18 protein-coding genes are annotated in these 22,888 nt (G+C 56.1%); all 18 read left to right on the forward strand.

What is annotated here, in order from left to right:
- Nucleotides 1-95: 95 nt before the first annotated feature.
- The gene (locus tag K0F75_RS03295; RefSeq protein ID WP_219060419.1) at nucleotides 96-3,683 is read left to right on the forward strand and encodes a glycosyltransferase; all 3,588 of its coding nucleotides are present in this window, start codon (nucleotides 96-98) and stop codon (nucleotides 3,681-3,683) included.
- A gap of 238 nt (nucleotides 3,684-3,921) precedes the next feature.
- Nucleotides 3,922-6,852: a TIGR00180 family glycosyltransferase gene (locus K0F75_RS03300; protein WP_219060420.1), complete on the forward strand. Its 2,931-nt coding sequence runs from the start codon at nucleotides 3,922-3,924 to the stop codon at nucleotides 6,850-6,852.
- A gap of 27 nt (nucleotides 6,853-6,879) precedes the next feature.
- Complete coding sequence (gene pseB / locus K0F75_RS03305; protein WP_219060421.1) at nucleotides 6,880-7,881, forward strand: UDP-N-acetylglucosamine 4,6-dehydratase (inverting); 1,002 nt, start codon at nucleotides 6,880-6,882, stop codon at nucleotides 7,879-7,881.
- The gene (pseC, locus tag K0F75_RS03310) at nucleotides 7,878-9,047 is read left to right on the forward strand and encodes a UDP-4-amino-4,6-dideoxy-N-acetyl-beta-L-altrosamine transaminase (protein ID WP_219060422.1); all 1,170 of its coding nucleotides are present in this window, start codon (nucleotides 7,878-7,880) and stop codon (nucleotides 9,045-9,047) included. Before pseB ends, pseC begins: the two co-directional genes overlap by 4 nt.
- A gap of 34 nt (nucleotides 9,048-9,081) precedes the next feature.
- Nucleotides 9,082-9,702 carry a pseudaminic acid biosynthesis-associated methylase gene (locus K0F75_RS03315; RefSeq protein WP_219060423.1) on the forward strand — a complete coding sequence of 207 codons (621 nt, stop codon included), beginning with the start codon at nucleotides 9,082-9,084 and terminating at the stop codon, nucleotides 9,700-9,702.
- Nucleotides 9,699-10,409, forward strand: a complete 711-nt coding sequence (gene pseF / locus K0F75_RS03320) for a pseudaminic acid cytidylyltransferase (protein WP_219060424.1) — start codon at nucleotides 9,699-9,701, stop codon at nucleotides 10,407-10,409. Before K0F75_RS03315 ends, pseF begins: the two co-directional genes overlap by 4 nt.
- The gene (gene pseG, locus K0F75_RS03325; RefSeq protein WP_219060425.1) at nucleotides 10,406-11,914 is read left to right on the forward strand and encodes a UDP-2,4-diacetamido-2,4,6-trideoxy-beta-L-altropyranose hydrolase; all 1,509 of its coding nucleotides are present in this window, start codon (nucleotides 10,406-10,408) and stop codon (nucleotides 11,912-11,914) included. The genes pseF and pseG overlap by 4 nt, the downstream gene beginning before the upstream one ends.
- A complete protein-coding gene (pseI, locus tag K0F75_RS03330; RefSeq protein ID WP_219060426.1) occupies nucleotides 11,907-12,959 on the forward strand; it encodes a pseudaminic acid synthase in 1,053 nt (350 codons plus the stop codon). Before pseG ends, pseI begins: the two co-directional genes overlap by 8 nt.
- A 228-nt stretch (nucleotides 12,960-13,187) precedes the next feature.
- Complete coding sequence (locus K0F75_RS03335) at nucleotides 13,188-14,114, forward strand: ketoacyl-ACP synthase III (RefSeq protein ID WP_219060427.1); 927 nt, start codon at nucleotides 13,188-13,190, stop codon at nucleotides 14,112-14,114.
- An 80-nt stretch (nucleotides 14,115-14,194) separates the two neighbouring features.
- Nucleotides 14,195-15,487: a motility associated factor glycosyltransferase family protein gene (locus K0F75_RS03340; RefSeq protein ID WP_219060428.1), complete on the forward strand. Its 1,293-nt coding sequence runs from the start codon at nucleotides 14,195-14,197 to the stop codon at nucleotides 15,485-15,487.
- Nucleotides 15,484-15,747: a hypothetical protein gene (locus tag K0F75_RS03345; protein WP_219060429.1), complete on the forward strand. Its 264-nt coding sequence runs from the start codon at nucleotides 15,484-15,486 to the stop codon at nucleotides 15,745-15,747. Before K0F75_RS03340 ends, K0F75_RS03345 begins: the two co-directional genes overlap by 4 nt.
- Before the next feature lie 385 nt (nucleotides 15,748-16,132).
- Nucleotides 16,133-17,290: a flagellin gene (locus K0F75_RS03350; RefSeq protein WP_219060430.1), complete on the forward strand. Its 1,158-nt coding sequence runs from the start codon at nucleotides 16,133-16,135 to the stop codon at nucleotides 17,288-17,290.
- A gap of 289 nt (nucleotides 17,291-17,579) precedes the next feature.
- Nucleotides 17,580-18,431, forward strand: coding sequence for a flagellin domain-containing protein (locus K0F75_RS03355; protein WP_219060431.1), 852 nt, complete (start codon nucleotides 17,580-17,582; stop codon nucleotides 18,429-18,431).
- A 74-nt stretch (nucleotides 18,432-18,505) separates the two neighbouring features.
- Entirely contained in the window at nucleotides 18,506-18,856 is a 351-nt protein-coding gene (locus K0F75_RS03360) for a flagellar protein FlaG (RefSeq protein WP_219060432.1), read from the forward strand.
- 81 nt (nucleotides 18,857-18,937) lie between these two features.
- Nucleotides 18,938-20,353, forward strand: coding sequence for a flagellar filament capping protein FliD (fliD, locus tag K0F75_RS03365; RefSeq protein ID WP_219060433.1), 1,416 nt, complete (start codon nucleotides 18,938-18,940; stop codon nucleotides 20,351-20,353).
- A gap of 130 nt (nucleotides 20,354-20,483) precedes the next feature.
- Nucleotides 20,484-20,867 carry a flagellar export chaperone FliS gene (gene fliS / locus K0F75_RS03370; RefSeq protein WP_219060434.1) on the forward strand — a complete coding sequence of 128 codons (384 nt, stop codon included), beginning with the start codon at nucleotides 20,484-20,486 and terminating at the stop codon, nucleotides 20,865-20,867.
- 23 nt (nucleotides 20,868-20,890) lie between these two features.
- A complete protein-coding gene (locus K0F75_RS03375) occupies nucleotides 20,891-21,187 on the forward strand; it encodes a flagellar protein FliT (protein ID WP_219060435.1) in 297 nt (98 codons plus the stop codon).
- 171 nt (nucleotides 21,188-21,358) lie between these two features.
- The gene (locus K0F75_RS03380) at nucleotides 21,359-22,834 is read left to right on the forward strand and encodes a sigma-54 dependent transcriptional regulator (RefSeq protein WP_219060436.1); all 1,476 of its coding nucleotides are present in this window, start codon (nucleotides 21,359-21,361) and stop codon (nucleotides 22,832-22,834) included.
- Nucleotides 22,835-22,888 lie beyond the last annotated feature (54 nt).

Consider the following 22,888-nt stretch of genomic DNA (forward strand, 5'->3'; position numbering starts at 1 on the left):
CGCGACCGTCGCTATAGCTACCGAGCGATAACCGTTCTTCAACGGTTCAGGGGTTCGCTCGACTGAGTGAACCCCACCGTTCGTGAGTTTTCGCCGTGAATCCAGTCCCCCTCGTCAGTATTGTCATCCCCGCTTTCAACCCGCGTTTTTTTGAAAAAGCATTGGTCAGCGCTTTGCACCAAAGCTACGGAAATCTGGAAGTCATCGTGTGCGACGACAGTTGCAGTGATGAGATCAAGGATATCGTCGAGTCATTCGCGGAGAGCACTGTTGTGTCCTTGCGCTACGTGCGAAATCCGCAGTATTTGGGCTTTGTTGGCAATCTTGAGGCGTGCCTGGGGGAGGCGCGCGGTGAGTTCATCAAATTTCTCTGTGATGATGATCAGCTGTTCCCTGCGAGCGTGGAGCGTCAGGCGCAAGTATTGATTGAGCACGCGGATGTGAAATTGGTGTTGGCCCAGCGGTTGTACCGGGATGCCGACGATAATCAATTGCCCGTACGTCTGGAAAATACACCGCTGGCGCCGACCGACGGATTGTTCAAAGGCGAGGATTTACTGTCGATTTTCGAGACATTCCCCCTCAATTTTTTGGGTGGTTTCAGCAGTGTCCTGCTGCGGCGTCTGGATGTTCTGGAGTTTTTACCGACCTTGACTCAGTCCGGCCAGGGTTTTGTCGCAACGCTCGATTTTGCTTTGTACATTTGTCTGTTACGACGCGGGAACATGGTTTCGCTGAACCTGATCCTGAGTGTTGAGCGCCTGCACCCGGATCGTCTGAGTCGGCAGCAGCCAATGAAAGACGCAGCAGAGACCGAAATGAAGTGGCTGGTGCAAATGCTTGAAGCGCGTAGTGGTGAGCCAGCACCGGCAAAGGGTTGGGTTCGTTACATACCACTCAAGCAAGCGGGTGAGTCGCCGCGAGATTGGGAAGAGCTGCCCTTGAGCCGCATGCTAGGCACCAAGCAGTCCACCCAGAAATGGCAGGTGGGTGTCGCCAGCGAGAGTTTTTCTGAGCTTTATGCGGTATGGCTGGCGTGCCGTACGCTTTCGGAGCCTCAGCGTAAATTGCTGCCAGACACCCTTGCTGGTTGGTCGCAGCAGCCGAAAATTGTTCCAATTGTTATCGATGAGCAGGCCAGCAGCGCCGGGCTTGATGTCACCCTCAGGAGCCTTGCAGGTCAGCTCTATCCTTCGGAGCTGGTGTTGGTGTTGTCCAGTTCCTGTACTGAAGCGGTGCTTAATGATCGAGTCTTCAGTTTGCCACTGCAGGACAACTGGCATCAGCAACTCAATGAGCTTTTGCCGCAACTCGAAGGCGCGCACTGGTTCTATTTACTGGGTGCCGGGGACCGTCTGGTAGAGCCTGCATTGCTGGTGCTGGCCGAACGCATTGCCATGTCCCCCGGCGCACTGTGCGTTTACAGCGACGAAGGCGCCTTGCGTGAGGGCGAGTCAGCGGACCCGGTGTTCAAGCCTGACTTCAACTTGGACTTGCTGCGTAGTTATCCCTACGTGGGCCGGAATTTAGCCTTTCAGCGTCAGCGCTTTCTCCAGTTGGGTGGCTTTAATCCGCTCTATGGCGAGCTCGCCGCCCAGGATCTGCTCTGGCGTCTGGTTGAAAGTGACGGTCCTCAGGTCATAGAGCATGTTGCCGAAATTCTGCTGGAGTCGTCTTTTACCTTTTCCCAGTGGCTGTCTTTACCCGAAGTGATCGAGAGCAATCCGCTGGTACTGGCTGCGCATCTGCAGCGTATGGGTATTGCCCATGAAGTTCGGCGCGGCAGCATTCAGTTGCTCAACCGGGTTGATTACCTTCACGCCGAGCGGCCGTTGGTGTCGATCATCATCTCCAGCAAGGATCAGTTGGTCGCGCTGCAGCGCTGTGTTGAAAGCCTGCTGGAAAAAACGGCCTACAGCGAATACGAACTGTTGATCGTTGACAACGACAGTAAGGGTGCCGAAGCCCGCGCCTGGCTGGCCAGCATGGCGCTGTTGGGCAGCGACAAATTACGTGTCCTGGAGTACCCGCTGGAGCCCAACGTCGCGGCGATCCGTAACTTCGCAGCACAGCAGGCACGCGGCGAATACCTGCTGATGCTCAGCCCTTACGCGGTAATCACCAACGCTGACTGGCTAGATGCTTTGCTCAACCATGCCCAGCGTCCAGAAGTCGGGGTGGTGGGTGCCAAGTTGTTCAATCCTGATGGCTGCATACTGCACGCCGGTTTGATTCTCGGCCTTCAAGGCCCGGCCGGTGTCCCGTTCTTCGGGCAATCCCTGTATGCAGCCGGTTACATGCAACGCTTGCAGGTGGCTCACGATCTGAGCGCAGTTGGTGCCGATTGCCTGATGGTGCGAAAACAGGTCTTCGACACGTTGGGCGGGCTGGATGAGGTGAACTTCGCGCAAACCTTTAATGAGGTGGACTTGTGCTTGCGGGTTCGCCAAAAGGGCTACCTGATAGTCTGGACGCCCCATGCTCAGTTGGCGTTGGGTGCCCAACCGGTTGTTGTGCAGGACATCGCTTTTGAGGCGTTGCGTGCTAAGGAGCAGGAAAGGCTCTACAAGCGTTGGCTACCTATTATCGCCCGGGATCCTGCTTATAACCCGAACCTGACCCTCAATACCCCCAGCTTTAGCCTGGAGCCTGGGTTGAATAGAGGGTGGAGCCCATTTTCCAATCGCCAGCTGCCGAATATTCTTGCGCTGCCAATCAATGCCTCGGCGGTTGGGCATTATCGCGTAACTCAACCGCTTATCGAGCTGCAAGCAGCGGGCAGGGTGGTTGGGCGCATCTGCTACGAGTTGCCCTCGATAGTTGAGGTCGAGCGCCAGTCGCCTGACGTTATCGTTTTGCAGGGGCGTTACAGTGAAGGGCCGATCAATGAGATACCGGTCTTGAAAACCTACTCCAGTGCGCTACGGATTTTCGAGCTGGACGACTATGTCATCAGCGTTCCGCATAAAAATTCGCATATTCGAAATATGCCCGGTGGCGCGGATATGGAGCGCCTGGTTCGGCGCGGTATCAGCTTGTGTGATCGAGTGGTGGTGTCGACTCAGCCTCTGGCCGAAGCGCTGTCGGACATGCACCACGACATTCGTGTAGTGCCGAATATGCTGGCGCCAGACTTATGGAGCGGGCTGTCCAGTCGGCGCCGGACGTCGAGAAAGCCACGGGTAGGGTGGGGCGGTGGTACTAGTCACTCTGGTGATCTGGAAGTCATCGCAGAAGTCATTCGTGAGTTGGCGAGTGAAGTGGATTGGGTTTTTTTTGGCATGTGCCCGGAAGCGTTGCGGCCTTATCTGCACGAATTTCATGGCGCGATCGACATGGGTGTCTACCCTGCCAAGCTGGCCAGCCTGAACCTCGACCTGGCTGTGGCTCCTCTGGAATTCCATCTCTTTAATGACTGCAAAAGTAACCTGCGCTTGCTGGAGTACGGCGCTTGCGGTTATCCGGTGGTGTGTACCGACACCGCCGCCTATCGAGGTTATCTGCCGTGTACTCGGGTCATCAGCAACAGCACCGAGGAATGGCTGCAGGCCATTCGCATGCACCTGGCCGATCCAGATGCCAGCTACCGCATGGGCGACGAACTGCGTGAAACGGTACTGCGTGATTATATGTTGCGCGGGGATAACTTGCGGTATTGGGAAAATGGCTGGTTGGCGGATTGATACCGAAAAACTGAAAACGATACCACCCGTTCCTGGCAATTAGGGTGGCGCGGTTCCTGCAGGCCCTCTGAATATCGCCATAAATCGGGCGCGCGTATCAAGTAAAGAGTCGTGCCTAACAGCTGGGACGGCGATCGAAATCGGCGGTAAGTCAATGCTCTGGCGCGCATCAAGCAATACCCGGCAAAGAGGGGGGCGCTGACGCCGAATTAAATTTTATTGGGGATGGGAAAGAACAGTGACTCAAGCATTCAAAGCCAACAAAACTGCTTCTCTGAGCGAACTCCTCACGTTGGTGGTAATTACCCAAAACCAATCCGATTTTTTGCGGCGCGCACTGCAATATTACTGCACGTATCCCTGCGTGATCATGGTGCTGGACTCGTCAGCGGAGTCGGATGCAGGTATCGAAGTTGACTTCCCCGGTGTTGTTTATCAGCACGTGCCCCAGTTTTCCAATTCGGCCCTGCAGGGCAAGTTGGCGTATGGCGTCGAAAGGGTCGCCACACCGTACATGGCCTTCGTGGCCGTCGATGACTTTGTACTTCAGGACGCGTTGACGCAGTGCGTAGTGTTTCTTGAAGAGCATCCTGACTACGGTGTGTGCCATGGCTACACGCTGCTTTATCGAAGCATGGGTACTCAGGTCAATTACTACCGACGCGACAAGAAGGTATGCGAGGACTACTCGTTCGAGCGTGCCGAAGATCGTGTACTGAGCACCCTGGAGCAGTTCATCCCGCCATTCTATGCCGTCACCCGAGCCGCGTTACAGCGCAGTTGGTTTGGTTTGCTGCCTCCTGGAATGAGCGTTGAATGGCAGGAAATTGGTCTTGCCTGTTATTTGTCGCTGTGCACCAAAATGCGGATTCTGCCCGTGGGCTATGCCGTGCGTGAGGCCAGCGCTGCACACCCTGAGCACTACACGGCGATCCTTCCGACCTTGAGCAGTACCGATCCGAAGTCGACAGCAGAGCGCGAGGTTTTTGCTGAGTTTCTGGTGTCGATTTCCACGAGTGTTATTGGTCATGACGAGGAACACGCCAGGCAATTCGTCCTGGAAAGTTTAGCAGCGCTGCGTGAGTGCCTGCGCACCCGTCGCTCATTGGCTTTTGAGTTGATTATCGAGTCCGCCTGGAAAAGCCCGTTAACACTACCCGTCAGGTGTTTTGCTCCGAGTCAGTACGTTGAGATGCCTTTTTACAATCAAGCTTTCTTCGATCAACTGACTGAGTTGGAGTTTCTGATTGGCGCATTACCCGCGGGTCGTGTTCAGCTTCAGGCGCTTGAAGGCATATGGGTTGAGCAAGAGGAACTGCTGCACACCCATGGCAATGATTGTGCCGAGACCATCACCAGCCGTCTGTGGCTGGCGCTGGATAGCAATCCCTTCAATCAGCGCGTTATTAACCGTTTGCGGCAACAACTGGAAAACCTTGGCGAGGAGGATATTGCGAAAGACCTGTCCGACTGGGGGCTGCGTCTGGACGCGGTTTCAGCTCCGGACCGCCGCTCGCTTCTAGCGGCCACGCCATCCGGTCGCCTGCTCAACTGGCTGGAAGCGCGTAACCCGAACGCCGATGAGGCCGAGTCGATTGCCGGGTATCTGGCCACCCATCAAGGGGGGCCGCAATTTGGTCTCTTGTTGCTGGATCTGGACAACGACATGGACAAATTACAGATAACCCTGGACAGCCTGGCCGAGGGTTACTGCAAAGCATTCAAAATCGTGGTGTTCACGACAGGTGAACTGCCAGCAGCGACCTCGATGAGTAACACCCTGCACTTCATCAAGGTCAGCGAAACCAACTATGTCGATAAGTTGAATCAGGTTGCTCGCCAATTGTCTTGCGACTGGATCCTGCTGGCGGAGGCGGGTGACCAGTTCACGGCCACTGGCTTGCTGCAGGCCAGCCTTGAGTTGACCGCAGCGCCCGAGTGCCGTGCCGTGTCGACGGATGACATTCAGCGTCAGGCCAATGGCGCCTGGGTCGATGCATTTCGCCCGGGTTTCAATCTCGATCTGTTGCAAAGCCTGCCAGCGCTGATGGCACGGCATTGGCTGATCCGTCGCGATGTGCTGGTCGACGCGGGTGGTTACTCCGTGGACTTCACCAAGGCGCTGGAATTCGATCTGCTGTTGCGAGTAATCGAGCAGGGAGGTTTGGCCTGGCTGGCCCATTTGGACGAGCCGCTACTGATCTGTGAGGCGCCAGTGCTGGAGGAGAACCCGCATGAACGTCAGGCATTGATCCGTCACCTCGCCACCCGAGGCTACAAGGCTCAGGTCAGCTCAGTGCAACCGGGCACTTATCAAATCGATTACCGCCACGACGAGCGTCCACTGGTGTCGATTACTCTGCACAGCCAAGACAACCTGCCACTGCTGGAGCGTTGTCTGGTCAGTGTCTTGCAGCGAACCCGCTACACGCGCTACGAAGTGTTGATCGCCGCCAATCAGAGTCAGTCGCCCGAGGTGATGGCTTGGCTGGATCGTCAGGAGCAACAGGGTGGCCGGGTGCGCGTCCTCAGGTGCGATCAGCGTCTCAGCGCCTCAGCGCTGCATAATGCAGCCTGCCTGGAGGCCAAAGGTGAATACCTGATTTTGCTGGCTGCCGACAGTGAGGTGGTCAACCCGAACTGGATCGAGTCGTTGCTTAACCAGGCGCAGCGCCCGGAAGTGGGTGTTGTCGGTGCCAAGCTGGTCGATCGCGACGGCTGTGTGACTCAGGCCGGGCTTATTCTCGGCATGCATGGCGGGGTAGGTTCAGCCTTTGTCGGCGAACCGAAAGAGGCCAAGGGTTATTTGCATCGTCTGGTGGTTGAACAGAACTATTCGGCGGTCTCCGCTGCGTGCTTGATGGTCCGTAAAGAGCTGTATGAATCTGTTGGCGGTCTGGACGAAGCGCACTTCTCTGAGGCTTTCAGTGATGTCGACCTGTGCTTGAAAATCGGCCAGGCTGGCTACCTGACAGTCTGGACACCTCAGGTGCAGATCATTCATCCAGGCAACCTGCCTGAGTCGTCACAAGCCCTTGAGGCATTGCGCGAAAAATGGGCCGGACCGTTCCAGCATGATCAGGCCTATAACAAGAACCTGGCCCTGACCGGCAAGGGTTTTACCCTCGGCACCCCGGCCAGCGTCAACTGGACGCAATTGCTCGGTTAAGCCCGATACAGAAAAAGGACTCACGGCATGTTCAACGGCAAATCAATTTTTATCTCGGGTGGCACTGGCTCGTTCGGTCGCAACTTCATCCGCCGTTTGCTTGAGCAGTATCAGCCCAAGCGTGTCGTGGTGTTCTCTCGTGATGAGCTCAAGCAGTACGAGATGCAGCAGACGTTTAACGCGCCGTGCATGCGTTATTTTCTGGGGGATGTGCGCGATGCCGAACGGCTGCGTCTGGCCATGCGCGGGATCGATTATGTGGTGCATGCGGCAGCCTTGAAGCAGGTGCCGGCTGCCGAGTACAACCCGACCGAATGCATCCGCACCAACGTCAACGGCGCGGAAAATATCATTGCTGCGGCCATCGACAACGGGGTGAAAAAGGTCATCGCCTTGTCAACCGACAAGGCTGCCAGCCCGATCAACTTGTATGGCGCAACCAAGCTGCTGTCGGACAAGTTGTTCGTTGCGGCGAATAACATTGCCGGTGACCAGCCAACGCGTTTCGCCGTCGTGCGGTATGGCAATGTGGCCGGTTCTCGCGGATCAGTCGTGCCGTTCTTTAGCAAGCTGATCAGCGACGGTGCGCGGGAGTTACCGATCACCGACGTGCGCATGACACGTTTCTGGATCACTCTGGATCATGGTGTGCAGTTCGTGCTCGACAGCTTTGCGCGCATGCACGGCGGCGAGGTGTTTGTGCCGAAAATTCCGTCGATCCGGATTATCGATCTGGCCCTGGGCATGGCCGAGCATCTCCCGCATAAAAATGTCGGGATTCGTCCCGGTGAAAAACTCCATGAGTTGATGGTGCCGCTCGACGATGCGCGAATGACTCTGGAGTTCTCCGATCACTACACCATCCAGCCGTCGATCCGTTTTACCAACGTCGACGTCGACTATGCCGTCAATGGCCTTGGTGAGTGTGGTGCCCAAGTCGACGAAACCTTTGAGTATCGTTCCGATACCAATCCAGAGTTTTTGAGCGTGGGGCAGATCGCGGATCTGCACGCTGAGCTGCACTCATGACTTCATACTCGATTCCCTATGGGCGACAGAGCATCGACCAGGCGGATATCGACGCGGTGGTGGAGGTTCTCAAGTCGCCGTGGCTGACTCAGGGCCCAACCATTGAGCGCTTTGAAGCGGCAATGGTTGAGCGTTGTCAGGCAGATTTTGCAGTTGCGGTGTGCAATGCCACGGCGGCACTGCATATCGCCTGTCTGGCGGCAGGCTTGGGCCCCGGTGATCGGCTATGGACCACGCCTAATACCTTCGTCGCCTCCGCCAACTGCGGGCGTTACTGCGGCGCCGATGTGGACTTCGTCGATATTGATCCACACACTTGGAACCTCGATGCCGGCTTGCTGGCGCAAAAACTCGAAGCCGCCGAGCGCGTCGGAAAACTGCCAAAGGTGGTGGTGGCGGTGGCATTCTCTGGTCAGAGCTGCGACATGCACGCCATTGCCGGGCTCGCCGAACGTTACGCATTCACCTTGATCGAAGACGCCGCGCACGCGGTCGGGGCGTCTTATGACGGACGCCCAGTGGGTTGTGGCGCGCATGCGACGATGACAGTCTTCAGCTTTCACCCGGTGAAGATTATTACCTCGGGTGAAGGCGGTATGGTCCTGACCAATCGGCCAGAGCTTGCCGAGCGTTTGCGTCGGCTGCGCAGTCATGGCATTACCAGCGATCCGTCGCAGATGTCGGTACCCAGCCAAGGGCTTTGGTACTACCAGCAACTGGAGTTGGGTTTCAATTATCGGATGACCGACCTGCACGCGGCATTGGGCCTTTCGCAGTTGGCCAGGCTCGACGGTTTTATCGCGAGGCGGCGCCAATTGGCCGCGCGTTATGAGCGACTGTTGGCTGAACTTCCGTTGGTGTTACCCACTGCGCAGGCAGGCGCCGAATCTGCTTGGCATCTGTATGTGGTGCGTGTGCGGTTTGATCAAGTAAAACTTAGCCAGCGAGACCTTTTCGATGCGTTGAGAGCTGCCGGAATCGGTGTGAACCTGCACTATATTCCGGTGCATTTACAGCCTTACTACCGCGAGTCAGGATTCGCTGATGGCGATTATCCAGAGGCCGAGCGTTATTTCGGCGAGGCGGTCACTTTGCCGCTGTTCCCGGACCTGACTGACGAGCAACAAGACTATGTGATCGAGCAGTTGCATAGCCTGCTTGGCTAAGTGCTTTGCCCCGATCCGTTGATGAGAGCAGTGCATGCGTGAATTAAGTGAGCAAGAGCAGTTCTGGCGGGGTGAGTTTGGTGATCAATACGCGGGGCGCAATCAGGGGCAGCCGCTGATCGCTGCCAATCTGGCGTTGTTTGCCAAAGCGCTGGCGCGAACCTCACGGCTAGAGAGTCTGTTGGAGTTGGGCACCAACACGGGCAATAACCTGCAAGCGTTGCATCAGCTATTGCCAACGTGCGTGTTACAGGGGGTCGAGATCAATGCTCAGGCTCAGGCCTGTGCGCAGGCACTGGGGATTGCGGATGTATGGCATGGCTCGTTGTTCGACTATCCACATGATCGGACTTTCCAATTGACCCTGAGCAAAGGCGTACTGATTCACCTGGCGCCTGAACTGTTGCCTGCGGCTTACGCTCAGCTGTACCAACTGAGTCAACGCTATATCCTGATTTGCGAGTATTACAACCCGGTGCCGGTAGAGGTGTCCTATCGCGGTAACAGCGGCAAGTTGTTCAAGCGTGATTTTGCCGGGGAGATGCTTGATCGCTACAGTGATCTGCACCTGCTCGACTATGGGTTCAGTTATCACCGCGATCCGCAGTTTCCGACCGATGACATCAACTGGTTTCTATTGGAAAAGCGTCCGTGACAGCTGTAGCGATCATCCCTGCGCGGGGCGGCAGCAAGCGGATCCCGCGCAAGAATCTCAAGCTGTTCAACGGCCAGCCGATGATTGTCTGGTCGATTCTGGCTGCGCTGCGGAGTGGCCTGTTCGATCAGGTTGTGGTCAGTACCGACGATGAAGAAATTGCTGCGATCGCCAGGGCTCACGGTGCGTGGGTGCCCTTCATGCGCCCGGCACAATTGGCCGACGACTTCACCGGGACGGCGGCGGTGATCATGCATGGGCTGGCGACACTGCAGGAGCAGGGGCACTCCTTCGATTACGCCTGTTGTATCTATGCCACAGCGCCTTTGCTGCAAGGGCGCTATCTGCGTGAAGGCTTGACGACCCTCGAGCAGAATCCGGGAAAATCCTTTGCCTTTTCCGTGTGCGAATTTGGCTTTGCCGTGCAGCGCGCCCTGAGCCTGAATGAGCAGGGTGCCCTGCAGCCACTGTATCCGCAGTACCGGGAAACCCGATCCCAGGATCTGCCCGTGGCCTATCAGGACGCCGGACAGTTTTATTGGGGTCGTACTGAGGCGTGGTTGCGTGGCGATGTAGTGTTTTCTGAGCAGAGTTTGCCGGTGATCTTGCCCCGGCATCTGGTCCAGGACATCGACAGCGAAGAAGACTGGACCCGCGCCGAGTACCTTTATGCGGCGTTGCTGGCTGGCGGGGAGTTGGAGTCGTGAGAGTGCTGATCCGCGCGGATGCTTCACACGCCATCGGCAGCGGCCATATTGCGCGGTGCCTGACCTTGGCCAAGGTGTTGCGTGATGGCGGGCACGACGTGGCTTTTGCCTGTCGCTTATTGCCTGGGCATTTGCTCGATCATCTCGCGACTCAAGGGTGGCGCGCTTATGGGTTACCTGCGACGTACGCTGAGCAAGCCAATGCCGGGCAAGACATCGAAGCTGCGTTGCCTTGGCAGGCGGACATCGCGGCACTGCAGCGGTTGCTGACGGTAGAGGAGGCGTTCGACTGGATCATCGTCGATCACTACGGCCTTGATCATCATTGGCAGACCGCCGCCCGACAATGGGCTCCACGGATCGCCGCAATCGATGATCTGGCCAACCGCCGTCATGCCGTTGATCTGTTGCTCGATCAGAATTTCAGCGGTACGCCGAGCGCTTATGCGCCGTGGGTGGGACCCGAGTGTCGAACGTTGTTCGGCCCACGCTTTGCCATGATTCGCGATGAGTTCAAGCGCGACCCCGTGCCGATTCAGGCCCAGGCGTGTCGGGTTCTGGTGAATTTCGGCGGCTTCGATGCTGCAGGGGAAACCTGGAAGGCGATGTTGGCGCTGAGTGAGCTCAATGGTCTGGAAGTCGACTTTATTGCGGGCACCGGTAACCCCGAGTGGGCGCGGATGCAGGCACTGGCCTCAGAACGTCCCACCTGGCGATTGCAAACCCACACGGACCAGTTCGCTGAATTGATGGCGCACGCTGATCTGTTTGTCGGCGCGGGCGGCGGTACCAGTTGGGAGCGTGCCGCGTTGGGACTGCCAACGATCTGTATCGCGGTGGCGGCCAATCAACAGGCCAACGCTGAACGTTTGGCTGAGGTCGGCGCGCACCTGTACCTGGGGCCGCGTGACCAGGTTTCTGTTGAGTCATTGCGTCAATCGATCAGTGTGTTGTTGGCCAACCAGGGTTTGCGCCGGAGTTTTGCCGAGCACTCTCGCCAATTGGTTGATGGCCTTGGCGCACGTCGTGTGGCAGCGGCCCTGGCTGGAGAGGTGCTGCAATTGCGCCCGGCGACGATGGACGACGCACGTCTGCTGTTCGATGGGCGCAACGCTGAGGAGGTCCGGCGCTGGTCGGTGGAGTCGCACGCCATTGATTGGGCCAGTCATCTGATCTGGTTGGCTGCCACCCTCGTGAATGACCAACGCCTGCTGCTGGTTGCAGAAACGGTCGATGGGCCGGTGGGCGTGCTGCGCTATGACAGGGTGGATACAAGGGCCGAAGTATCGATCTACCTGTTCGAAGGGCGGTTCGGTCTAGGCTGGGGCAGGGCGCTACTGGCCGGAGGGGCGCGATTCATCAAGCGTCACTGGCCGCAACTACGAGTGATCGATGCGCAGGTGCTGCCGGCCAATCAGGCGTCGATCAACCTGTTTCGCGATGCGGGCTATCGGCAGAGTGCCTGCCGTTTCGAGTGCGTCTTAAAGGATCATGCCGATGACTAGTTTCAAGATAGGCTCGCGTTCGATTGGTGCCGATACCGCGCCTTTCATCATCGCCGAGATGAGTGGCAACCATAACCAGTCGCTTGAGGTCGCGCTACAGATTGTTGAGGCGGCGGCCAAGGCCGGTGCTCACGCCTTGAAACTGCAAACCTACACCGCCGACACCATGACTCTGGACCTTGATCGCGGCGAGTTTTTTATCAAGGACCCCAATAGCCTGTGGGCGGGGTCGTCCCTCTACGCGTTGTACGAGAAAGCCCACACACCCTGGGAGTGGCACGCGCCGATTTTTGCCCGGGCCAAAGCGCTGGGGATGTTGGCATTTTCGACGCCATTCGATGACAGTTCGGTGGACTTTCTTGAAAGCCTGGATGTGCCGGCTTACAAAATCGCCAGTTTCGAAAATACCGATTTACCGTTGATTCGCCGGGTCGCGTCGACCGGCAAGCCGTTGATCATCTCGACCGGCATGGCGAGCATTGCCGAACTGGACGAGACGGTCCGTGCAGCCCGTGCTGCCGGTTGCAAGGACCTGGTATTGCTCAAATGCACCAGTACTTATCCGGCCTCGCCAGAAAACAGTCACGTGCGCACTATCCCGCATCTGCGCGATTTGTTTGGTTGCGAAGTGGGGTTGTCCGATCACTCCATGGGCGTTGGCGTTTCCGTGGCAGCCGTGGCGCTCGGGGCGACGGTGATCGAAAAGCATTTCACGCTGGATCGAGCCGCCGGCGGGGTGGATGCCAGCTTCTCTCTTGAGCCAGCCGAAATGGCCAGTCTGGTCATTGAAACCGAACGTGCCTGGCAGGCCATGGGGCACGTGCATTATGGCGTTACCGAGGCCGAGCGCCCGTCACTGGCCTATCGCCGATCACTGTATGTGACTCGGGACATGGTTGCAGGTGAAGTCTTCAGTGCTGACAACCTGAGAGCCATCCGTCCGGGCTTTGGATTAGCCCCGAAACACCGCGATGCGCTCATCGGGCGATGCGCTGGACAAGCCTTGAAACGGGGTACACCTCTTGACTGGTCGTTGGTCGAATAACGGCTTCTGTGGCTGATTCGGCAAAATAGCGTGACCTGTGAGTCATAACGCGCATCTTCACTGTATTGTATTAATAGGAAATGATGGCGCTCGGCCCTTTATTGGCCCGGCGATGGCCATTTATTTCCTTCGCTGTCGCTCCTTGAGGACGACAGGAAATCTCTGTTGGCCAGCGCTCTCGATTGCAGAGAACGGTGATATTCAGCTGTTTATTATTGGGAAGCCATAATGATTGGCATAAAAAGCATAGCGAGTTACGTGCCCGTAGCCGGCGTCGATAACTACGCACAAGGTGCTAAGTTCGCCAAGGATGAAGAGTTCATTCTGGGCAAAATCGGTTCTGCGTTTCTGCCGCGCAAAGACGCCGGGCAAGAAACGTCTGACCTGTGCGTCGAGGCCGTCAACGCCTTGTTTGCAAAGAATCCTGACCTCAAGCGCGAATCCATCGACGTGCTGATCGTCGTTACCCAGAACGGCGACGAAGAGGCCTTGCCCCACACGTCTGCCATCGTTCAGGACAAACTCGGCCTGTCGACCCATGTGGCCGCGTTCGATATCTCCCTCGGGTGTTCGGGCTACGTCTACGGTCTCTATGCGCTCAAGGGCTTCATGGATGCCGCAGGGCTGAAGAACGGTCTGTTGGTGACCTGCGACCCGTACTCGAAAATTGTCGACCCCGAAGATCGCAATACCACCATGCTGTTTGGCGATGCTGCGACGGCCACGTGGATGGGCGAGGGGGCTGACTGGCAGTTGGGCAAGGCCAAGTTCGGCACCGACGGTTCCGGCGCACCGCACCTGAAGGTCAGCAACGGCGTATTTTTCATGAATGGCCGTCAGGTCTTCAACTTCGCGTTGCTTAAAGTGCCCGCGCACCTGCACGAGTTGCTGGATGAGTCTGGCTTGCACTCGGACGACATCGACGCGTTCTGTATTCACCAGGGCAGTGCGGCGATTGTCGATGCTGTGGCCCGGCGTTTCGAAGGCGACCCAGAGAAGTTTCTCAAGGACATGCTCGAAACCGGTAATACCGTTTCTTCGAGCATTCCTTTGTTGCTGGAAAAACACGTGCTCGACAGTGAGTGGAATCGGGTTGCGTTGAGTGGCTTTGGTGTCGGCTTGTCCTGGGGCTCGGCGATCATTCATCGGTCTTGATCGCATAGGCTTCTAAAATGGCGCTTCAGGTGAGTTAACCTTGAGCGCTATTTTTTTGCGTACGTTTTGAGTGAGGCAGCATGAGCGAGAGCTTTCAGCAAAATGCCGAGGTGCTTCAGGCGCGCTGGCCGGAGGTGTTCTCCCGGTTGTTGGCTGAAGACCGTGAATCATTGCAGGCCGAACTGGTGGAAGGGTTGGGTTCAACCCTGAGGATTTCCGGTATTCAGCTGACCAGCCGCCATGACCGCACCGCCGAAGCTCGCCTGCAAGCGGCCAGTCTGCCACCTGAGAGTCCGATGCTGCATGTGTACGGCACGGGTCTGGGTGATCTGCAGCAGGTCTTGCTGGAAAATCCCGAGCTACTGCGGTTGCAGGTGCACATTCTTAACGGTGGGCTGTTCGCTTTGGTTCTTGGTCTACTTGACCAAACGCCCTGGCTCAGCGATCCGCGGGTCGAACTGAGCTATGCCGCCGATTACCGGGAAATCCAGTTGCCGTTCTTTGCGCTGCCATCCGAGTTGGAATTGGCGGATGAATTTAATGCCCGGATTCGTGATCGACTAATCAGCGAAGTGCACCTGAGCTTCAATAACCGTGAGTTCGATCCGCAATCGCCGCTTATTCTCCAGCGCTTGCAGGACAGCCTGGAGCTGTTGCGCAGTGATCGTGATATCGCTGAGCTGTTCGGCTCGCAGGTGGGCCAGGAAGTCTATGTGATCGGTACGGGGCCGAGCCTTGAACACCACTTCGAAAAGCTTCTGGCTATTCGTGCGCAGGCACAGCGGCCTCTGTTTGTTAGTGTTGATACGGCCTATCGGCCGTTAATTGAGCGCGGCATCAAACCGGACTTGGTAGTGAGTATCGATAAGGGGATCACTGCTCGGCACTTGCCGCCGTCGGACTCCGATTCTATCCCCCTGGTGTATATGCCAATGAGTGATCCGCAGGTGCTCCAGGCCTGGAAGGGCCCGCGCTATGTCGGCTATTCCGCCAGCCCCATCTATGCCGCGCTGCGCCAGCAAATTGCCAAAGCGCAGTTGTACGTTGGCGGCAGTGTGCTTCACCCCGCAGTGGATCTAGCGGTGAGGATGGGCGCGGCGAAAATCACCTTGTTCGGAGCCGACTTTGCCTTCCCGATGAACAGAACTCACGCCGGTTGGAATGATGGCGAGCTAGGCCCAGGGGTTGACCTCGCCAAGCACTGGGTGCTCGACGGTCATGGGCAGCGCGTCAAGACGCAGCTCAATTTTCGTCGCTACCTGGGCGAGCTGGAACGTTACATTGCCGGGCATCCAGAGGTGCGCTTTTTTAACAGCAGCCGGGCAGGCGCGATGATCGCCGGTACGGCCTATGACCTGGAGTTCTGCCAATGAGCTCGCATGCGCAGTGTGTCCTCGACTGTCGGCAGTGTGCCGGGCTGTTTCGTCTTGGGCGTAATGTCGAGGCGGCATTGGCTATGGTCGACGTGTTCGACCGCGCGCAGAGTCTGTTAAGTCGGGGCTCGCCAGCAGCGCAACAACAATGGTTGCAGTTATTGCCGCCGATGCTGGCCTGCCAGGAAGGGCTGGACTGGTTGGGGTTGGCTGACTACCTAGAGTATGAGTTGGTGGCGTTACTCGAGAGTGAATCGTAGTTCGGGCGCGTTCAGGTTGCCCGGTCGACGCTTTTGCATAGATGTGTCCCTTGCCCGACTCCCCATCACGACCCCGTTCCGGATACGTCACGAATTTTTCTCTCGTCCCCGCTCGAAAAATGTGTGAGGGGAGGTTTTTTTCGATTTTTTTTCATCTTTTTTTGCAAAAAAATTCGTAAAAAATAAAACCTTTGAAAATCCACGCTTATAACCGAAACACCCTACAAATGTCGGGTATGTAATTGTTATAATTTCCAAACAGTCTTAAAAAGCCTGTTAAAGCCGCTTGTAATTTTTCCGATAAACATTTTGTAGGTTTTCAGGGCGTGCCGGATGCAGCCTGTTTTTGGAAGCCCGCAATCTCTTTTTTGCGAGGAATTTCACAATGGCTTTAACCGTAAATACCAATGTCGCGTCGTTGTCTGTTCAGCGAAATCTGAACCGCTCTTCTGATGCCGTCAGTACTTCGATGGCGCGCTTGTCTTCAGGCTTAAGGATTAACAGCGCCAAGGACGATGCCGCAGGCATGCAAATCGCGAGTCGCCTGACGACCCAGATTAAAGGGATGACGGTTGCGGCCAGAAATGCGGGCAATGCAATTTCCATTGCGCAAACGGCGGAGGGGGCGTTGCAGGAGTCGACCAACAACCTGCAGCGGATGCGTGAGCTGGCGATTCAATCGAAAAACGGTGACAACAGTCAGAAGGAGCGGGATGCACTCAATTCCGAGTTCAATCAGTCGGTTCAAGAGCTGACCCGTCTTTCGAAGAGCACCACGTTCGGTGGTGGTTTAAAGCTGCTGGATGGCAGTGCCGGGACGATGACGTTTCATGTGGGCGCCAACGTGGGGAGAACTGAGGAGATCAGCCTCTCGCTCTCGGACGACTTCTCTGCCGAATCGTTGTTTATAGCGGCTAAAAGCGCTGCTGCTGTGTTGGGCGACGATAAGACAACCGGCTCCGTAGAGGTTGTAAAGGGCGAGTACACGGCTCTTGCGATTGATGGGCGCGGAAGTCGAAATCTATTGCCGATCAATGTGACGGAAAAAATGACCGATGATGCTCTACAGAAAAATACAGCACTTGCTGCTGCTGAATCTGCACTGGGTGCGATTGATGCGGTTGCTGATCCTGCTGCCTATACGGCTCAACAAGCCGCTGTGGCTACCGCAAAAACGGAAGCTGATGGTGCGACGACAATTTTAAAGGACGCAACCGAACTGGATAAAAAGAGCAAACCGCTCAACGATCAAGCCATGGCCGACAACATCGAGGCAACTATCATCTCCATCGACAAGGCCCTGGAAACCATTGATGCCGCTCGTTCCAATCTGGGTGCCAAGCAAAACCGCTTCGCCAGCACCATTTCCAACCTCAACAACATGGTAAAGAACACCACGGCTGCGCGCGGCCAAATCGAAGATGTCGACTTCGCCTCGGAAACAGCCGAACTGACCAAGCAGCAAACGCTGCAACAGGCTTCGACGGCTGTCTTGGCTCAAGCCAACCAGCTACCGGCTGCGGTTCTTAAGTTGCTGCAATAAAGAGAACGCCTTCGGGCGAGTGCCCACGACTGGCATCTGAATAAGGATGTCAGTCCTCAAATGGCTGGGGGTGCAGGGCTGACGTTTGGTTAACGGCGGGTAAAAGGGGGAGCGGAGGTGCTCTGCAGTCCCCGACAGCTGTAGGGATGTCAGAGTGGTGGCAATATTTTTTTAAAAAGCCCTCAAGCTCCTTGCTATCTCGACGATAACTATTACGAAGGTTCTCTAGGCCACACCCGGCGGTTGCCAGGGCCGGAAGCCGCAGTACCCAATCATTGAGGAACTCATCATGTCTTTAAGCGTAAACACCAACGTTACATCCCTCTCTGTTCAGAAAAACCTGAATAACGCGGCGAGCTCTCTTTCTCAATCCATGACTCGCCTGTCTTCCGGCCTGAAAATCAACAGCGCTAAAGATGACGCTGCCGGCCTGCAGATCGCTACCCGTATGAGCAGCCAGATCCGTGGTCAGACCGTGGCAGTGAAAAACGCCAACGACGGTATCTCGATGGCTCAGACCGCTGAAGGCGCTCTGCAGGAATCCACCAACATTCTGCAACGTATGCGTGAACTGGCTGTTCAGGCACGTAACGGCACTAACGGCACTGCTGACCAGACTGCGACCAACTCAGAATTCGCCCAGATGTCCGACGAATTGACTCGTATCTCCGCCAGCACCAACTTGAACGGCAAGAACCTGCTGGACGGTTCTGCAGGTACCATGACCCTGCAAGTAGGTTCCAACACAGGTACTGCTAACCAGATTGACTTGGTTCTGAGCAGCAAGTTCGACGCCACGAGCCTCAGCGTAGCCAGCGGTACTGTTGCACTGACCGGCGCCAGCGTCAGCGGCGCGAACGCTAACATCGATAACGCAATCACTGCAATCGATGCGGCCATCGCCTCTATCGGCAAGACTCGTGCAAACCTGGGTGCTTCGCAGAACCGTCTGACCAGCACCATTGCTAACCTGCAGAACATCACTGAAAACGTGACCGCTGCACAAGGTCGTGTACAGGATACTGACTTTGCTGCTGAAACTGCTCAGTTGACCAAGGCTCAAACCTTGCAACAGGCTTCCACTTCTGTTTTGGCTCAGGCCAACCAGTTGCCTTCCGCTGTACTGAAACTGCTTCAGTAATTTCGGGATAAGTTTTGGCGGGGGGGTGCGCTTGTCGTGCTCTCTCGCTTTTTTACTTTATCGAGGTGATGGACATGGATATGAGTGTCAAGCTGAACTTGTCTTACCCTGCTGCTGCTCCGTTGGGCAGTGCCGTAAATAAACCGACTGTGGCGCCTCAGGTTGATAATGTGGCGGCGGTGACTGCGAGCAAGGAATCTGACTCGGGCAAGTTGAAAATAGCCGTGCAAGAAATTGAGAAGTTCGTTCAATCGGTCAAGCGCAACCTGGAATTTTCGATTGATGAAACGTCCGGCAAAGTGGTCGTGAAAGTGATCGCCAGTGAAACGGGTGAGGTGGTCAGGCAGATTCCCTCAGAGGAGGCGCTGAAATTGGCAGATAACTTGAGTAATGCGAGCAGCGTGTTGTTCAACGCAAAAGCTTGACGCTGGCATGAATAGTGTCTGTATATTCCTTGGTTCGTTGTAGTGGTCAAAAGACCGACGAAAAACTGAAAGGAGACGCACATGGCAAGTCCAATTGTTCCAAGTACAGGTCTTGGTTCGGGCCTTGATATCGGCACTATCGTCACTGCATTGGTCAATGCCGACAAGTCGGCCAAGCAAACCCAGATCACCAAGCAAACCGCACTCGCGACATCGAAGATTTCCGGCGTGGGTTCGCTGAAAAGTGTTTTGGCTGCCTACCAAACGGCGTTGACCAATCTTGGCAGTGCAACCAACCCGGCTTTTTCGGGTTTTGCGGCGACCTCGTCTACCCCTGCAACTTTGACCGCGACCTCCAACAACACGGCGGTCAACGGCAGTTACAGCATTGTTGTTAAAAATCTGGCCACCAGCTCCAAAGTTGCCACGGCCTCTTTTTCTGGAGGTGCTGCCAGTGCTATTCCGAGTGGTAACTTGACTATCACTCAAAATAGCACTGCGACCAGCTTCACTATTCCGGCGGGTTCGACCTTGCAGTCGGTTCGTGATTTGGTAAACACACAGGCAGCCACCAGCGGCGTCAGCGCCAACATCGTGACGGATAGCACAGGTGCCTCGCGTCTGGTATTTGGTTCCGCGACCACGGGTGCTGGCTCGGATATCACCACCACCAGTGATGTTGCTGGGCTGACTATCGCCAAGAATATTCCGCTCGATTCAACAGTTCCTGGCAGTGCAGGCTATATCGGTAGTCAGGCGCTGGATGCAAATCTCACCATTGATGGGCTGGCGGTCAAGAGTTCGTCCAACACGGTGAGTAATGCAATCAGTGGTTTGAGCATGACATTGGTTGCCGCTGGCAACTCGACGGTGACGGTTGCGACCAATACCGATGGCTTGAAAACCTCATTGCAGTCCTTTGTCGACGCCTACAACACAGTGGTCAAGACCATTACCTCCTTGACCAAGGCCACTGCTGACAGCAGCGGCAACCTCACTGTTGCCGCTGCAATGACCGGTGATTCTCTGCCGCGGACATTGCTGGCGTCTTTGCGTGACGAGTTGGTTGCGCCTGGTCCAGGCAGTCAGTTGTCGGTGCTTTCGCAACTGGGTATCCAGACGGACCAGAAGGCCGGTACGCTGACCTTCGATAGCACCAAGTTCACGACAGCGATGACCAGCAAGAGTCTGGGCGGCCAGGTTCAGCAGTTGTTCAGCGGTACCACGAGTACCAACGGCCTGCTGGCGCGGATGGGCGCGGTCCTTAAGCCCTACACTCAGGCGGGCGGTATTCTCGATGCGCGTTCGAGCAGTTTGACCACGCAGAGGAATGCCCTCACCAGCCAGCAGGCTGCGCTGGACTTGCGGGTGACCAATATGACCGCCGCGTTGACAGCCAAATACAACGCGATGGACCTGTTGGTGGGGCAGATGAAGGCGACTTCGACCAGTATCACGTCATTCTTCACTGCGTTGAGCGCGTCGAAGTCGGGCTAATTACCGCCTCGGCACCGAAAGCCCGGCTGCTTTTAAAGCATGCCGGGCTTTTTGGCTTCTGGCCTAAAGTTTTGGGGCGTTGCGTCGATACCTTGGGTATATGAACTCTTGAGTTTTGATGAGGTAGAACATGAATCCGATGTTAGCTCTTCGGCAGTATCAGAAGATTGGTGCGCAAGCCCAGACTTCCGAAGCCAGTCCCCACCGTCTCGTGCAAATGCTGATGGAAGGCGGTCTGGATCGTATCGCTCAAGCCAAAGGTGCGATGGAGCGTAAGGACATTCCTGGCAAGGGTATGTTGATCAGTAAGGCCATCGGCATCGTGGGCGGTTTGCGCGAAGGTCTGGATCTGGAGAAGTCGGCTGACTCTCTGGGTAATCTGGACAACCTCTACGTCTATATGATGAAGCGCCTGGCAGAAGCCAATATTCACAGCGACCCGAAAGCCCTGGACGAAGTCAGTGACTTGCTGGGCACGGTCAAGGATGGCTGGGATGCCATTGCTACCCTATAGCGTGCTGTTTTGAGGAGGTCATCATGAGTGCTGTACTGCAGCGTATCGAAGAAACCCGTGAAGCGTTGGTCGGTGCATTGGCTGAACGCGACTGGGAGGCTATTGGGCAGCTGGATCTGGCTTGCCGCGCTTGTGTTGACGATGTGATCAGCGAGGTTCCGCTAAACGAAACCGAAGTGAGAGGCAATCTGGAGCGATTGTTGGGGGTATATCGACAGCTGATTGAGGTTGCTACGGGTGAGCGTCAAGCAATCGTCGATGAGATGACGCAGATCCAGCAAGCGAAAACCGCAGCAAAGGTTTACCATCTGTTCGGTTGACGCTTGGTTGATCGAAAAAATATATTCGCCATAAATTTGACTGTGCGCGGATTTTTGACTTAACTAGTGCGGTTTACTATTTTCTGACGTCTAAATCGCCATATGGGTCGTAGACGCCAAGCTTGCCCCCATTTCATGGGCATTGAGTTTGACTAGGGAAGTTGCTATTGCATGTGGCGTGAAATCAAGATTCTGCTGATTGATGACGATAGCCTGCGCCGCCGCGATATGGCGGTCATTTTAAATTTTCTTGGCGAAGAAAATTTGTCCTGCTCAAGCCTTGATTGGCAGCAGGTCGTCGGTTCTTTGACCTCTACTCGAGAAGTGCTTTGCGTGCTGGTGGGCGAAGTGAGCGCTCCGGGTACTCTTCAAGGACTGCTTAAGACCATCGCTGCCTGGGATGAGTTCCTTCCTGTCATGTTAATGGGAGAATTTTCTTCCGCCGACCTGCCAGATGACTTGCGCCGTCGTGTGCTGTCGTCTCTGGAAATGCCGCCCAGCTACAGCAAACTGCTCGATTCCCTACACCGTGCCCAGGTTTATCGTGAAATGTACGATCATGCCCGTGAGCGTGGTCGTCATCGTGAACCGAACCTGTTTCGCAGCCTGGTGGGTACCAGTCGCGCGATTCAGCATGTTCGGCAAATGATGCAGCAGGTTGCCGACACTGATGCCAGCGTGCTGATCCTCGGCGAGTCCGGTACTGGTAAGGAAGTGGTCGCGCGCAATCTGCACTATCACTCCAAGCGTCGCGATGCGCCGTTCGTTCCCGTCAACTGCGGTGCAATACCCGCCGAGCTGCTGGAAAGCGAACTGTTCGGCCATGAGAAGGGCGCGTTTACCGGGGCGATCACCAGTCGTGCCGGGCGCTTTGAGCTGGCCAATGGCGGCACCTTGTTCCTCGACGAAATTGGCGACATGCCGCTGCCTATGCAGGTCAAGCTGTTGCGTGTGCTGCAAGAGCGCACCTTCGAGCGGGTCGGCAGCAACAAAACGCAGAGCGTCGATGTGCGAATCATTGCGGCGACGCACAAGAATCTCGAGCACATGATCGAGATTGGTACGTTCCGTGAAGACCTCTATTACCGTTTGAATGTATTCCCGATCGAAATGGCCCCGTTGCGCGAGCGTGTCGAAGACATTCCGCTGCTGATGAACGAATTGATTTCGCGTATGGAGCACGAAAAGCGTGGCTCGATCCGTTTCAACTCGGCGGCCATCATGTCGCTTTGTCGTCACGCCTGGCCGGGCAATGTTCGTGAGCTGGCCAATCTGGTCGAGCGCATGGCGATCATGCATCCCTATGGGGTGATCGGCGTCGTCGAGTTGCCGAAAAAATTCCGTTACGTCGACGATGAAGACGAGCAGCTGGTTGATAGCTTTCGCACTGACCTGGAAGAGCGGGTCGCTATCAACGGTCACACGCCCAACTTTGCTTCCAGCGCCTTGTTGCCACCTGAAGGTCTTGATCTCAAGGACTATCTGGGTGGGTTGGAGCAGGGCCTGATTCAGCAGGCATTGGACGATGCTGGCGGCATTGTGGCGCGCGCGGCTGAGCGTTTGCGTATTCGCCGTACAACGCTGGTGGAAAAAATGCGCAAATACGGCATGAGCCGGCGTGATGGGGATGAACAGGCGGAGGATTGACGCTTCTATTCTTCTCGGATAATCAAACCCCTGATAAATCAGGGTTTTTTTTTA

It is taken from the genome of Pseudomonas sp. UMAB-08 (assembly GCF_900095225.1).
Classification (GTDB): Bacteria; Pseudomonadota; Gammaproteobacteria; order Pseudomonadales; family Pseudomonadaceae; genus Aquipseudomonas.